Source organism: Geminocystis sp. GBBB08, assembly GCF_016743215.1.
Taxonomy (GTDB): Bacteria; Cyanobacteriota; Cyanobacteriia; order Cyanobacteriales; family Cyanobacteriaceae; genus Geminocystis.
The window spans coordinates 1-15,128 of record NZ_VRZC01000088.1 but is presented as its reverse complement, the minus strand read 5'-3'; the positions used below and the strand labels follow the sequence as shown (position 1 = coordinate 15,128).

The following is a 15,128-nucleotide window of genomic DNA, read 5'->3' as shown; positions in this document are numbered from 1 at the left end:
GCAATACCCCCTTGATAATCCCCTACTGGAGCGTTAGAAACCCTACCTCGTGAAGGTTTTAAGCCGATTAAACCACAACAAAAAGCTGGCCCTCGAACTGAACCACCACCATCAGACCCTAATGCTACAGGAATTAAACCACTAGCAACGGCGGCAGCCGCACCTCCACTTGAACCTCCAGAGGTATATTCTAAATTCCAAGGATTACGACAAGGAGGTAAACCCAAAGACTCAGTATAGGGTAACGATCCTAATTCAGACGTAGCTGTTTTCCCGATAAGAATAAAACCACTTTGTTTAATTTTTGTGACAATACCGCAATCATAATCAGCTATTTTATCCTTAATAAAAGCGTTACCGTAACTAATAGGCATTCCTTTGACGGGGTATAAATCTTTAATAGCGGTAGGAATACCAAAAAATAAAGGTAAACTAGAAGTATCCTGAGTTTTACCTAAAATTTCCGTTTTGATTTTTGCTTCTTTTATGGCACTTTCTATGGCGATATGAGCGAAACTACCTAGTTGAGGTTCAATTGTATTAATTCTTTCTCCATAAAATTCAATCAATTCAAGAGGAGAAATTTCTTTGCGATGGATTAATTTACTTAAGTCTAAAGCAGAGATAAATTCTAAGTTTGTCATCAATAATTATCAATAAACAGAATATGAACAGTTATAGCTTATCAATTACAGAGAATTATTTATAGAATTTTATAATCTAGCAATTCTAAATCATTCGTGAAGAATTATCAATTAAAAAATAAATCTGTAAATCTTACTATACCGTCAAAGCTGACCACTGAAAGCTGATAGCTAACACCTCTTTAAATCTCACAACTCACATAGTGCGATTGCTATATGATTCATTTTTTCTCCATTGTCAATTAAAATTAGATATTATCAAAAAAAACTATAATGAAATATTTAACCTCCGTAATTTGCTTAATTATATCCCTCACATCTACTAATGCGGTTCAAGCCCAACCACTACCTTCAGCTCAAGAAGTTGGTAATTTTTTTGGAAATTATATGTGTAAATCATTAATTGAAAAAGGAAATATCGATGATGATCAAATTATGGAGAAATTTGCTGGAGATTTAATCGCTAAATATGGGGAAGAAACAACCTTAAAATTAGTCGAGAAAATGAATTTCACCGAAGAGAGTATGGCTAATGATAGCTATGGTACTCTTTTGATGAAAAGTGCGTTTAGTTATGTTATTAACAATGATCCTTGTTTTGAGATCTTTCTTAAACAAGTATTTTAATTTTCTGGTTGAAAATATTTATAAGCACTATAAGCCATAGTTACAACCCCCGTTACTAAAGAAGATTCATCTAACTCAAAACGAGGATGGTGTAAAGGGTAATTATGCTGATTTTCTTTCCCCGTGCCTAAACGAAACATACTACCGGGGGCATGATCTAAATATATAGCAAAATCTTCAGCACCTAAAGATGGTTCAAAAATAGAAATAACGTGTTCTTCCCCTAATGCTTCTAAAGCTGATTTTTCAATAATTTTTGTTAACCCCATATCATTTTGCACACTAGGCAAACGATGACGATAGTTAATCTCACATTTTGCTCCATATATATGACAAATTCCTTCTACAATGCCCTTAATCCATGTCGGTAACTTTTGTCGAAGTTCAGGATTTAGCGATCGCACAGTACCTACCATTTTAACCTGATCAGCAATAATATTGGGGGCTTTTCCTCCATTAATTTGTCCTATAGTTAATACTAAAGGATCTAAAGGATTTTGCATTCGACTAATAGCTTGTTGCAAACTTGTAATAACTTGTGAAGCGATCCAAATAGCATCAATAGCTTGATGAGGACGAGCCCCATGACCAGCTTCTCCTTGAATTACAATTTCTAAATCATCCATGGCAGAAGTTAAAGCACCGTAACGAATGCCTACACAACGGGCGGGAATAGAAGGAAAAACATGAACTCCAAAAATAGCCGAAATTCCCTTCATTGCTCCATCTTCCACCATCCATAAAGCCCCCTGAGCAATTTCTTCTGCTGGTTGAAAAATAAACCTAATATCACCTTGTAAAGAATCTTTAAATTGGGATAAAATCATTGCTGCACCTAAACCTATAGTTGTATGTAAATCATGACCACAAGCGTGCATAACCCCCGGCACACGAGACGCAAATTCTAATTGTGTAGCCTCTTGAATAGGTAAAGCATCCATATCCGTACGAATAGCTAAATGAAGAGTACTTTTACCATTCCCTTTTAATTCACCAATTACCCCTGTTTTCCCTATCCCTTCTTGTACTTGAAGCCCACAGGAAGATAAAACCCCAGCCACATAAGCTGCCGTTTGATACTCTTGTCCACTTAATTCAGGATGGAGATGAAAATGACGACGAATCTCGATTAATCTCGGTGTTAAATCGACGGCTAAATCCTTAATTTTACTGAGCATTATTATTAACTAATCACAAGTTATTATTAAATCTATAATAATTTAAACTCAGTTATGAAAAATTTATTATTGTGCGATTCCTTTAAGGCAAAGTTAAGCTCTTCTAAAATTGGTACTTTGCTGTTTTGGAATGTTTAAAGCAGTAAAATCTTCTTAAGCATGGATTTTGAGGATGAAAGTTTTTCACTCTTAGGACTTTCGCAAAAACAGTTTTTTGTTCCTCATAATATAGGATTTTATGAGAACTTCCATCAGTAATTAAATTAAAAAAAATGAAAATAAGCGGTGATAAAGGAATAGTTAAAAGAATATCTCGCTGGATACCCGGTATTATTACTTTTCAGAATTATAATTCAGCATGGTTACAATCTGATATTCAAGCTAGTTTAGCCGTAGTAGCGGTAGTTGTTCCCGTAGCGATCGCCTATGCAGAACTAGCCGGATTACCTCCTGTTAATGGTTTATACGCCAGTATTTTTCCCTTAATTGCCTATGGTTTTTTTGGCTCATCTCGACAATTAATTGTTGGTGCTGATGCGGCCACTTGTTCTCTGGTAGCTACAACTTTAGCAACTTTAGCCACTGAAGATATAGAACGTTATATTTCTTTATCGATGGTATTAGCGATTTTAGCAGGAATTGCATCTATTGGAGGAGGTATAGTAAGGTTAGGATTTTTAAGAAATTTTCTCTCCAGACCAATTTTAATTGGTTATTTGAACGGTATTGCTTTAAGTATTATTCTAGGACAGTTAGGTAAACTATTTGGATTTTCTCTCGAATCTAAAGGATTTTTTCGAGTTTTATGGGAATTTTTCAGCAAACTTGGACAAACTCACGGGTTAACTTTAACTATCGGATTGAGTATTTTTATTCTTCTACGGATTCTCAAAAAAATAGCTCCAAAAATCCCCACTGCACTTATTGCTGTTGCAATCGCAATCATAATTTCTTTCCTATTTGACTTAGATCAACAAGGAGTTGCTATAGTGGGAACAGTTCCATCAGGCTTTCCGCCCTTAAAAATACCTCAACTATTAGAAACAGATATAATTCCGTTAATTATAGGTGGAGTAGGAATTGCTTTTGTTAGTTTCAATAGTGCGATGGTAACAGCAGAGGCTTTTGCGATGAAAAACCGTTATGAAATTGATCCAAATCAAGAATTAATTGCTTTAGGAATGGCAAATATTGTAGCTGGAGTTTCTCAAGGATTTGCCATTAGTGGTACAGCTTCTCGCACTGCAACTAATGATTCAGCCGGAGGAAAAACCCAGTTAGTGAGCATTATAGGAGCAATAATGATGATTTTCATACTCCTATTTTTCACGACACCTTTAAGTTATCTTCCTATCAGTGTTTTATCTGCTTTATTGATTGATGCAGTATTAGGATTATTGGATATAAAATCTCTCAAAAATCTTTATAAAATTAGTCTTCCTGAATGGCGTTTGTCAGTTTTGACTACTTTAGGTGTTATTTGTATAGGAGTTTTACAAGGTGTTTTAGTTGCCATTATTTTAGCAGTAATTCAATTGTTATATAGAGCCTCTCGTCCTAATGATGCGATTTTAGGAATGGTGGAAGGGAAAGATGGTTTTCATAATATTGAACGAGAAACCAATGCTAAAACTATTGATGGATTAATTATCTATCGATTTGAAGCATCTCTTTTCTTTTTCAATGCAAACTTTTTTAAATCCAGAGTTCTAAGTATAGTTAATAATAGAATTACAGAGGTAAAATGGTTTTTGTTAGATGCTGAGTCTATTTCTAGTATTGACACCACCGCTACCGTAAAATTGGAAGAAGTATGGGAAGAATTAACCAAACAAGATATTATTTTGGTAATCGCACGAACCCATAGTTTTACTTATTCCATGTTAGAAAAAACTGGATTGAGCAAGACTATTGGAGAGGAAAACTTCTTTCCCACCATTAGTTCAGCTATTTCAGCTTTTGATAAATTATAGTCTTACAGATCTTTTCAAATTTATATCGAACTGAGGTAGGATTTATAACGTATCAGAGAGGCTTTTTAGTGCCTCTGCCGTAATTTTTAAACCCTTTTCGCCCTAAAAGAATCCCCCTTGTTAAGGTTATTTGTTAATTGTTGATTAAATCTAGTCTTCGTCTTCATCGTAGTAATCAGTATCATTTTGATTATAATCATAATCATCAAGATCATCATCCTGATCATAATCAGAATCATCATCATGATCATCATCACGATCGCTATAATCACTAATTAAGGTATCATCATCGTTTAATAAATTACCTGGAGACAATACTCGGGCAACTTGATCGTCAATAATGACATCCTCCACTTCACTCATTGATAAAGGATTATTCTCCTCTTGTTCCCAAGAATCACTATAAGAAATTATATTAGGAAGATTAACTTCAGGATCATCCCAGTCAAGATGTTGATCATAGGCATTATAACCCGTACCTGCAGGAATTAAACGACCGATAATGACGTTTTCTTTTAAACCTCGTAACCAATCAGATTTACCTTCAATAGCCGCCTCCGTTAAGACTCTAGTGGTTTCTTGGAAACTTGCCGCAGAAATAAAGCTATCAGTGTTTAAACTGGATTTAGTAATACCCATAAGCATAGGAGTATATTGAATAGGTGCACCACCAGTAATAGACATCGTTTCGTTATCCTTGGCAATTTCTCGTAATTCTACCAATTCACCGGGTAAACGAATAGTATCACCACCATCGTCAACTCGAACTTTAGAAGTCATCTGACGAACAATTACCTCAATGTGTTTATCAGAAATATCAATACCTTGAGATTGATAAACCCCTTGTACTTGATTTACCAAAAATAATTGTGCTTTTTGCAGTGCCTCTAAAGCGGCATCATACATTCCCATATGTTCTTGATAGTACTCATAAAATACCTCTAACAGTTCATGAGGACTAGCTAATCCATCGGTAACAGGTTCTCCCACTTCCACCTGTTGATTATCATTTACAATAATGTTTTGGGTTTTATTGATGGGATACTCAGAAATAGTGCCGTCATCCTCAATTATTTTAATATCGATAGCCTCATCATCACGATATTCTACTTGACAAACCCCTGGTCTTCGTGCTAGTAAAGCAGGTTCTTTAGGTTTACGAGCTTCTAGTAATTCTTCAATTCTTGGTAAACCTTGAACAATATCCCCAGTTTTTGCCCGTTCAAATACCAGTAATACTAAGTTATCCCCCCGTTGTACCAAGTCTCCTTGTTCGATGTGTAAAATTGCTCCAGGGGAAACACGATAAGGACGAGCTTTACGCAATAGGATTTCATTCTCTTTTATTTCTAAGACTCTTCCTGATTCAGGGGTGAGAGTATTAACTGTTAAAGGATATCCTTGAGTTATATAATCACCAATTTTGCCGATAGATGATAGGATAGTGATTTGTCGATCCGTTATACTGCTTATTGTCCCAGATTCAACTGCGGGAATATTTTTAGCCAAGAGATCACCTTTTTTAACATAATCTCCTACTTTAACGATAAGTTTTGTTTTTTCCTCTAAGTCAATAGTAACTAAATTATTCTCCACAGGAACTTTGAGTAAATCATCATCTCTAACTATTAAGATACGACGAATCGCTTCTACACCTTCTCGAATCCCTTGAATAGTACCGTTTTCCAAACACAGAATTTCCGTTGTCCCTACCACCGCTCCGGGAGCAATTTCTTGACCATCTTTGACTAAAACACGGGTGATAATATTAGTTTCTGTTTCTATTTCTCTGCGTAGAATGACGGATTCTAATACCACAATTTGCAGACGGAAAGCATCTTCTTCTGTTTCATGGGGAATTAATTCAATATCTGCACTCATACCCTCATTAGTTTCTAAGACTAACTGAGTGGTTACAAGCTGTACTCCTTCAACGCTCTTAACTCTTTCACCGTCTTTAAAGAAAGTACGCAACACAGGACGAAGGTTAATTGTACCTCCAGCACTGTTCAAGGATTCTTGAGAAGGTGATTGAGTAGTGTTAAAAATTTCATATTGCTTCATAGGACGCAGTAATAAACCTACCCCTTCATTAGTATCAACAAATTCTGCTAAAAATTCATCTTCAGTAACAGAACCAATGCCTATTTCTGTACCTGGGGAGATTATGGTACCGTCTTCAATAGTAGCTAAATAATCAGGATCTAAATCCATATATAACTGTCCGGGTTTAATAATGATTTCCCGAAGAATGTCATTTTTTTGTATTATTTCAATGATACCACTTGATTGACAGAAAATATCTTTAACTACTTCTGTACCAGCTTCTACATATTGACCATCTTCTACTAACAATAGAGAAATGTCTTTATTAATTTCATGGCTTTCCTCAGGAATCCAAATTAAAGTACCTTCTTTGATTACTTCATAGCCTTGTTTTCGGTTGCCTCGCCCTGTTTCTAAACCAGCATAACGCATAATACCGCCAGTATTTGTTCTGAAAGTATCATCAATTAATTCAGCAACCACTTGATTATTTTGCATTTTTGTGCCGGGTACAACTTTTAAAGCAAAGCGATCGCCTTTAGTGGTATGAATAACATACTGTTGTTGATTACCATTATGTTCTAAAAAGACATCAGCTTGATCTAAAGAGACAGAAGCAGTGATAATCTCAATTTCTCGACTACCTTCCTCAAAACGACAAACACCACCACTTTTAGTTTTTAACTTGGTTTCTGCCAACACAGAACCGACTTTAATTTTGTCACCATTTTTGACGACAGGTTCAGCACCCGGAGGTAAGTTATAAACCTGCCCTGAAAGAACCCAAATTAAGCCGTTACGGGTGACGGTGGTAGTAGTGTTACCCTGTTTATCGATTTTACTTTCAGGGGAAATATCAGCAAAATAAACCTCCCCAGACAGATCAGAAGAAACATCTTTAGTTACTCTTTCCGTAGATCGGGTTTTTTGAGGCATTACTTCGGCCAATAAATCTTCAGCCTTAACGGTATCACCTTCTCTTACCGCTAATAAACTACCGGCAGGAATGTTAATTTTAGCATCTCCCACCAGAATGTTACCCGGTATTTCTACTAATAATTTTTGATCCCCGTGACGAGTTCGAGTATCTCTGACTTTGAGTTTTTTGTCAAATTTAACTGTACCAGCTTTAGGAGTAGTAATACGTTGAGCAACTTCTCCCGTGAAAACCCCTCCAGTGTGGAAAGTACGCATAGTTAACTGAGTACCGGGCTCACCAATGGATTGAGCGGCAATAATACCAATTGCTTCACCCATATTTACCCAATCTCCATGAGCTAAAGACCAACCGTAACATTTTTGACATACAGAACGAGCGGTTTCACAGGTAAGAGGAGATCTAACTTTTACTTGAGCTACTGCTTTACCAATAACTTTGGCGGTCAGCTCATCAATGGCTTGGTTTCGAGTACCAATGACTTCTCCTGTGGCAGGATCGATGAGATCTTCTGCTAAAACTCGACCTAAAAGGCGATCGCCTAAGGGAATCAAAACTCGTTCACCGTCTTTCATGGGTAAAACAGTTACACCTTTTCTTGTACCGCAATCTGTTTCACGAATAATAACATCTTGAGAAACATCCACTAAACGACGAGTTAAATAACCAGAGTCAGCAGTACGCAAAGCCGTATCAACTAAACCTTTTCTAGCACCGTAAGAAGAAATAATATATTCTGTAACAGTTAAGCCTTCACGAAAATTAGTTTTAATAGGTAAGTCAATGATTTCCCCTTGAGGATCAGCCATCAAACCACGCATACCAACTAACTGACGAACTTGGCTGATATTTCCTCTTGCTCCGGAAAATGCCATCATATAGACAGAATTAAGAGGATCAGATTGACGGAAATTACGCACAACCTCATCTTTAAGGGATTCTGAGGTATCATTCCACGTATCAATTACTTTTTGAAAACGCTCAACTTCAGTAATTTCGCCGTTAGCATAACGATTAATCGTCTCTTTAATGGTGGACTCTGCCACTGCCAACATTGCTTTTTTACTTTCAGGGACTTTTAAATCTTCAACACTAATGGAAACTGCCGCTTGGGTTGCATAACGAAAACCCATGGTTTTTAATTTGTCACAAACAGAAGAACAACGAGCCGAACCATATTCAGTAAAAGTTTTAGAAATGAGTTTTTTTAACGCACCTTTATCGATAACGGTGTTATAGAAAATTTGGGGTTTTTTCTCTGTAGGCATATTTCTTAGTTGATAATTAATAATTAGAAATGAAGAATGAGGAATTAACAATGAGAAATGAGGAATTAAGTTTTTTAAGTTATCGAATAGGTTTTTTATTAGATTAATAATCTTTTACTGATAACGAAATTAATTACTAATTCCTAATTACTAATTCCTAATTGATTTAGTATTCATCATCGTCATCTTGACCTAAACTAGCCAGATTCTCATAGGTAGGACGTTTAGGAGTACGATTTGTGCTATCCATGAGGTTAATTTCGATTTCCTCATTACCTTCTAAGACTTTATGAACAGAAACATCTAATCCTAGGGATTGTAATTCTCTCAATAGTACTTTAAAAGATTCAGGAGTACCGGGACGAGGAATAGTTCTACCTTTAACAATGGCGTTTAACGCCTCATTACGTCCTTGCATATCATCGGATTTGACAGTGAGTAACTCCTGTAAAGTATAAGCCGCACCATAGGCTTCTAAGGCCCATACTTCCATTTCTCCGAATCTTTGTCCACCCTGTTGAGCTTTACCGCCAAGAGGTTGTTGTGTAACTAGAGAGTAAGGACCTGTTGAACGGGCGTGAATTTTATCGTCAACTAAGTGGACTAATTTGAGCATATAGGCTTTGCCCACTGTAACAGGGCGATCGAACGGTTCACCAGTACGTCCATCATATAATTGAATTTTGCCCGGATTATTTTCATCAAATACCCAATCTTTCCCCGGTTTTTTAGCGGCATCTCGCAGTAAACCATTGACTGTATTACGAGAGGCTTCTTCGCCATACATCTCATCAAAAGGAGTCATTTTAAAACGATAGCCTAAATGTTCACCAGCCCAACCGAGCAGACATTCAAATACTTGACCTACATTCATCCGAGAAGGTACACCTAGGGGATTAAGTACAATGTCAACGGGAGAACCATCAGGGCAATAAGGCATATCTTGACGAGCTAGAATACGAGAGATAATCCCTTTATTACCATGTCGCCCTGCCATTTTATCTCCTACTTGAATTTTGCGTTTTTGAGCGATATAAACTCTGACAACCATGTTTGCACCCGGGGGTAATTCGTCCCCCTGTTCACGGGTAAATACTCGCACATAGACAACCCGTCCTTTTTCTCCGTTAGGAAGACGTAAGGAATTATCACGAACATCTCTGGCTTTTTCACCGAAAATCGCCCGTAATAATTTTTCTTCAGGGGGTTGATCTGATTCTCCTTTTGGAGTAACTTTACCTACTAAAATATCTCCTGACTCTACCCATGCACCTACTCGAATAATCCCTTGTTCATCCAGGTTTAAAAGGGCATCTTCACCCACGTTAGGAATTTCACGGGTAATTTCTTCAGGACCTAATTTTGTTTGACGGGCTTCTATTTCGTGCTTTTCAATGTGAATAGTAGTGTAAATATCCTCTTGCACCAAACGCTCACTAATCAAAATAGCATCCTCGTAGTTATAACCTTCCCAAGGCATATAAGCAACGGTGATATTATTTCCTAAAGCCAACTCTCCTCCCTCAGTAGCCGAACCATCTGCTAATACTTGACCGGGTACAACATCTTCTCCTTCATCCACTAAAGGACGTTGATTTAAACAAGTATCTTGGTTTGAGCGTTCGTATTTCTGAAGATTATAAACAATTTCAGTATTATCTTTCTTTTTTAATTTGATTTTTTTTGCATCAGCGTAAGTGATAGTACCATAATCACGAGAAACAATGACCATCCCTGAATCTCGTGCGGCTTGTCCTTCTAAACCTGTCCCAACTAAAGGACGTTCTGCCCTTAATAAAGGTACGGCTTGACGTTGCATATTCGATCCCATTAAGGCACGGTTAGCATCATCATGTTCCAAGAAAGGAATCATAGAAGTAGCCACAGAAACAATTTGCACAGGAGAAACCGCTACATAATCTACTTGAGTTGGTGAAGTAGTAGAAAATTCTTGACGGTAACGAATCGGTACACTTTCCCCCAAAATTATCCCGTTTTCATCAGTAGATAAATCTCCAGGGGCGACTCTTTTATCATCTTCTTCGTCGGCGGTTAAATATTCAGGAGGTAAATCCCAACGTACTTTGCCGTTTTCAACTTTGTAGTAAGGAGTAGCAATAAATCCATATTCATTAACTCTTGCATAAGTAGCCAAAGAACCAATTAAACCTGCGTTTGGTCCTTCAGGGGTTTCTACAGGACAAATTCTACCATAGTGGCTAGGATGAATGTCTCGAACCGCAAAACCTGCTCTGTCACGACTTAAACCACCAGGCCCTAATGCTGAAATACGGCGTTTATGGGTCAATTCCGCTAAGGGATTAGTTTGATCCATGAATTGGGATAATTGAGAAGAGCCAAAAAACTCTTTAATGGCTGCAATCAAGGGTTTAGGGTTAACTAAGGCGGCCGGAGTAAGAGTATTGGGATCTCCTACGGTCATTCTTTCTCGTATAATTCGTTCTAAACGAGATAAACCGACTCTCATTTGATTCTGTAATAATTCACCAACACTTCTTACTCGACGATTACCAAGATGATCAATGTCATCAATATTACCTATATCAAATTCAAGGTTAATGAGATAATCAACTACACATAAAATATCTTCTACCGTCAACACTCTAAGGTTATAGGGAACATCTAAACGGAGTTTTTTATTTATTTTATAACGTCCAACTTTCCCTAAATCATAACGTTTAGCATCAAAGAAACGGGTTTCTAATAATGCTTGGCCTCCGCTTACGGTAGGGGGTTCTCCCGGACGTAATTTGCGATATAGTTCCATTAACGCTTCATCTGTAGTCGGATTACCTTCTTTTTCGAGAGTTTTTTGATAAAAATCAGGGTGACGGAGACGATCTAATATTTCCCGATCAGTTAATCCCATCGCCTTTAACAGTACTTGGGCCGATATTTTCCGAGTTTTGTCGATTCTTACCCAAACAACACCATTTTTATCGGTTTCAAATTTTAACCATGCTCCTCTATTTGGTATTACAGAAGCAGAGTAGGTTCTTTTACCGTTTTTATCTAACTCTGATTTAAAATAAACCCCAGGAGATCTCACAATTTGATTGACAATGACTCGTTCAGCACCATTAATCAAAAATGTACCCCTATCTGTCATTAATGGTAAATCACCGATAAATACTTCTTGTTCTTTGCGTTCTCCTGTTTCTTTGTTTAATAATAATGTAGGGACATAAACTTGTACGGAGTAACTAGCGTCTCTTTTTTTTGCTTCCTCAATATAGTATTTCGGTTCTTTTAGACGATATTTCTCGCCAATGAAATGCAGTTCTAATTTACCCGCATAATCGGTTATCGGTGTAAAACTGTTGAGTTCTTCAATAATACCATGCTCTAAAAACCATTTGTAACTAGAGCGTTGAATTTCGATTAAATCAGGTAACAGTTCTTGGGTTCTCATAAGTCAGTTGTCAATTATCGGTTATTTGATTATCCTATATCTTAGGAATGTTTACAAGACGTTGGATTTAGGGAGAGATATTTAATCTCTGTAGGTTGGGTTAAACTGAGATCTTGCACCTTGAGAAAAACATCGATCCCTGATACCTACTAAAACTTAATATCTGAATAAGTGCGTAACGTCAGATTTTAAATAATCTACAGGCGTTGTCGTAAGTTTGTTTAGCGATGGTATCTAATGATTCTCCTCTAATTTGTGCTAGTTTTTCCGCTATATGGACAACATAAGCTGGTTCATTTCTTTTACCCCGATAAGGAGTCGGTGCGAGAAAAGGACAGTCCGTTTCAATTAAAAGGCGGTCGCTTGGTACAATGGAAGCACTGGCGTGAACAGTCTTAGCACTTTTAAAAGTAACAACACCACTGAAACTAATATACATTCCTAAGTCTAAAAACCATTGAGTTTCCTCTGGATTTCCAGCCCAACAGTGCATAACTCCGGTTAGAGTCCCTTTTTCTTGCATAAATTTACACAAAATATCCTGTAGATTACTAGCGGCCTCCCTACAGTGAATAATAACTGGTTTATTTAATTGTTGAGCGATTTGCAACTGTTGCCAAAAAACTTCTTTTTGTAGCTCTTGTTGGTCATCTTTATAAAAATCCAATCCCATTTCACCAATGGCGACAACTTTAGGATGAGATTTTGCTGATTGTAAAATTTGTTGGTAGGTTTTTTCCCCTTGCCATTTTTGGGCATCTAACGGGTGTAAACCTACAGCACAGTACAACTCAGGGAATTGTACAGACAACTGTTTGATACTCTCAAATTCGTCAGGATGGACACAGGAGTGAACTAATTTACTAATTCCTGCGGACTGCCAACGGGCAGATACTGAATCCAAATCATCTTTGAATAAATCAAAGTTTATATGAACGTGGGTATCTATTAGTTGCATTGTTGATCGGTGATTGAGTTATCATTTATTCCCTACTGCTTAAAGATTAAGTCAAGGGATTAAACATCATAACACGAACTTGTGGATATTTTTCAGTACTGTTTAAGATGCTTGAGGTACAATAGTTTTTAAAGCTCTAGCCAATCTAGCTTTTTTTCTCGCACCATTATTTTTGTGATAAACTCCTGTTTTTACCGCTTTGTCAATTTTGCTATAAGCCACAGACATAGCATTATTAACGCTTTGTAGTTGTTCCTCACTAGGAGAAGAAGCATAAGCTTCTACCGCTAGAAAGTATTTTTTCATTAAGGTTTTAACCGCCGATTTGTAAGCCTTGTTACGCATACGGTTACGTTCGTTGATCTCGATTCTTTTGAGTGCAGATTTTGAGTTAGCCACTATCTTAAACTTATTTTGATTACTTAATTAAATATATCAGTTTTTTTCACAGAATATCCCGACTTTCTATTCTAACTTTGATAAACGTGATTGACAAGGAGAAAAAAGGAAAATTATTAGTTCTTCAAATTACTTTGATTATTTGTATTGGTGAAAGATCCGAGTATAAAATTAAAGAAAAAATTTATAATCTTGATTTTTCACCGTGACTTCATTCTCTGAGACAGAATTTGAACAAAAATACCAAACTGGTAAATTAGCTTTTGAAAGAGGACGTTATCGTCTTAGTATTGAATATTTGCAACAGGCTTGTCAACTTGTTTCTCCTTATTCCCGACTTGGTGGGGAGGTTAAATTTTGGTTAATCAATGCTTATGAAGCAGAGGGAGAATCACAACAGGCGATCGCATTATGTGAAGAATTATGTACTCATCCTCACGGGGAAACGAAACGACAAGCTAAATCTTTACTTTCTATTATCAAAGCACCTAAATTAGTACGCCCTAAAGAGTGGATGACGGAAATTCCTGATCTTAGTGATACTTCTGTTACTTCTAGCAAATATACTAAAGCGAGTGCATCGAATCGCAAAATAAAGCCAAAAAGACAAATTGAGCTAGTAGATTTAAGTAGTGTTAACACTAAAGAGAATCAATTTATTTGGTTAAGTCTTGGTATTGCTAGTATGATGATTGTTAGTTTATTGATTATTTAGGATCTGTTGAAAAAGTTTTTTGGTGAAGGTAGGGAATGGGCACTCTTGCAAGAAGCACTCTTGTAATAGGTAAATTTCCTCATTCCTCATTCTTAAGAGTTGCTTTTAAATACTGTAAAATTATCATTGCGATGATCACAGTACTAGCTAAAATTAACCAAAAATTATGAGCTTGAATTATACCTTGATCTAATACAAAACCGCCTAAAGGAGGACCGATTAAATAGCCAATTGCCCAACATTGAGAGTTAATCGCAAAATAAATTCCTCGTAAGGAAATAGGTGCTAAATCGACAATTAAAGCCGAAGCGGAGGGATTATAAGTAATAAGTGCCATGGCGGCCATTAAAACTCCGAAAATACCCCAATAAAAGGCAAATTGAGCTACATTTGGTGACATCCAACTTAAAATAAACGTTAATCCCCACATTGCCAGAGAAAGTGTTAAGCCTTGAATACGAGTAAGACGGTTAAGAATTTTTACCACTGGTAATTGAAACGCTGCGGCAAAAATGATATGTAAGCTAAATAAGCTACTAATATTAGCAATCGAGAATTGATGATTAACGGTAAAGTTAGTTAAATATAAGGGCAAAGTGGTTTGAATTTGCGAAATATAGGTAGTAAACATCACATTAACTAGGCAAAAAATCCATAAACTTTTGTCTTGTAAAGTTAAACTCCAACCATGCCATTTTGTGGAATGTGTCGTTTCGATTTGGTAAGTTTCTTGAATAGAATAATAAATTACAAAATAAAACACCACAAAAGAAAAACCATCGATGATGAATAAAAGGCGATAATTATTTGTCAAAGCAATAAGCCAACCACCAATAATAACCCCTAATCCTAAACCTAAATTATCCGCTAAACGACTGATAGCAAAAGCCGAATTTCGTTGATTGGGAGTCGTTAAATCTGCCACTAATGCCTCCGCCGGAGGCCAATAA

The 15,128-nt window shown here is 36.6% G+C and carries 10 protein-coding genes; 3 read left to right on the top strand and 7 right to left on the bottom strand.

What is annotated here, in order from left to right; translation table 11 throughout:
* The coding region (locus tag FWJ34_RS12045) for an amidase (protein ID WP_308255568.1) at positions 1 to 644 on the bottom strand (644 nt) is incomplete at its 3' end.
* A gap of 273 nt (positions 645 to 917) precedes the next feature.
* Here FWJ34_RS12045 and FWJ34_RS12040 point away from each other — a divergent pair.
* Positions 918 to 1,271: a hypothetical protein gene (locus FWJ34_RS12040; RefSeq protein ID WP_308255567.1), complete on the top strand. Its 354-nt coding sequence runs from the start codon at positions 918 to 920 to the stop codon at positions 1,269 to 1,271.
* Here the strand turns inward: FWJ34_RS12040 and FWJ34_RS12035 are convergent.
* Positions 1,268 to 2,449, bottom strand: a complete 1,182-nt coding sequence (locus FWJ34_RS12035) for a M20 family metallopeptidase (RefSeq protein WP_308255566.1) — start codon at positions 2,447 to 2,449, stop codon at positions 1,268 to 1,270. The two genes, FWJ34_RS12040 and FWJ34_RS12035, sit on opposite strands and share 4 nt — an antisense overlap.
* A gap of 272 nt (positions 2,450 to 2,721) precedes the next feature.
* On the opposite strand from FWJ34_RS12035, the gene FWJ34_RS12030 reads away from it, so the two are divergent.
* Positions 2,722 to 4,422: a SulP family inorganic anion transporter gene (locus FWJ34_RS12030; protein WP_308255565.1), complete on the top strand. Its 1,701-nt coding sequence runs from the start codon at positions 2,722 to 2,724 to the stop codon at positions 4,420 to 4,422.
* A 150-nt stretch (positions 4,423 to 4,572) separates the two neighbouring features.
* Here the strand turns inward: FWJ34_RS12030 and FWJ34_RS12025 are convergent, their stop codons facing one another.
* From FWJ34_RS12025 to rpsT, 4 genes are all read right to left on the bottom strand, one after another.
* Entirely contained in the window at positions 4,573 to 8,673 is a 4,101-nt protein-coding gene (locus tag FWJ34_RS12025) for a DNA-directed RNA polymerase subunit beta'' (protein ID WP_396231893.1), read from the bottom strand.
* 166 nt (positions 8,674 to 8,839) lie between these two features.
* Complete coding sequence (rpoB, locus tag FWJ34_RS12020; protein WP_308255563.1) at positions 8,840 to 12,106, bottom strand: DNA-directed RNA polymerase subunit beta; 3,267 nt, start codon at positions 12,104 to 12,106, stop codon at positions 8,840 to 8,842.
* A gap of 181 nt (positions 12,107 to 12,287) precedes the next feature.
* Entirely contained in the window at positions 12,288 to 13,064 is a 777-nt protein-coding gene (locus tag FWJ34_RS12015; protein ID WP_308255562.1) for a TatD family hydrolase, read from the bottom strand.
* 102 nt (positions 13,065 to 13,166) lie between these two features.
* Complete coding sequence (rpsT, locus tag FWJ34_RS12010; RefSeq protein WP_308255561.1) at positions 13,167 to 13,463, bottom strand: 30S ribosomal protein S20; 297 nt, start codon at positions 13,461 to 13,463, stop codon at positions 13,167 to 13,169.
* 205 nt (positions 13,464 to 13,668) lie between these two features.
* Here rpsT and FWJ34_RS12005 point away from each other — a divergent pair, with 205 nt between their 5' ends.
* Complete coding sequence (locus FWJ34_RS12005; protein ID WP_308255560.1) at positions 13,669 to 14,178, top strand: tetratricopeptide repeat protein; 510 nt, start codon at positions 13,669 to 13,671, stop codon at positions 14,176 to 14,178.
* Between the two features lie 79 nt (positions 14,179 to 14,257).
* Here the strand turns inward: FWJ34_RS12005 and FWJ34_RS12000 are convergent.
* On the bottom strand, positions 14,258 to 15,128 hold an 871-nt coding region (locus FWJ34_RS12000; RefSeq protein ID WP_308255559.1), incomplete at its 5' end, for an MFS transporter.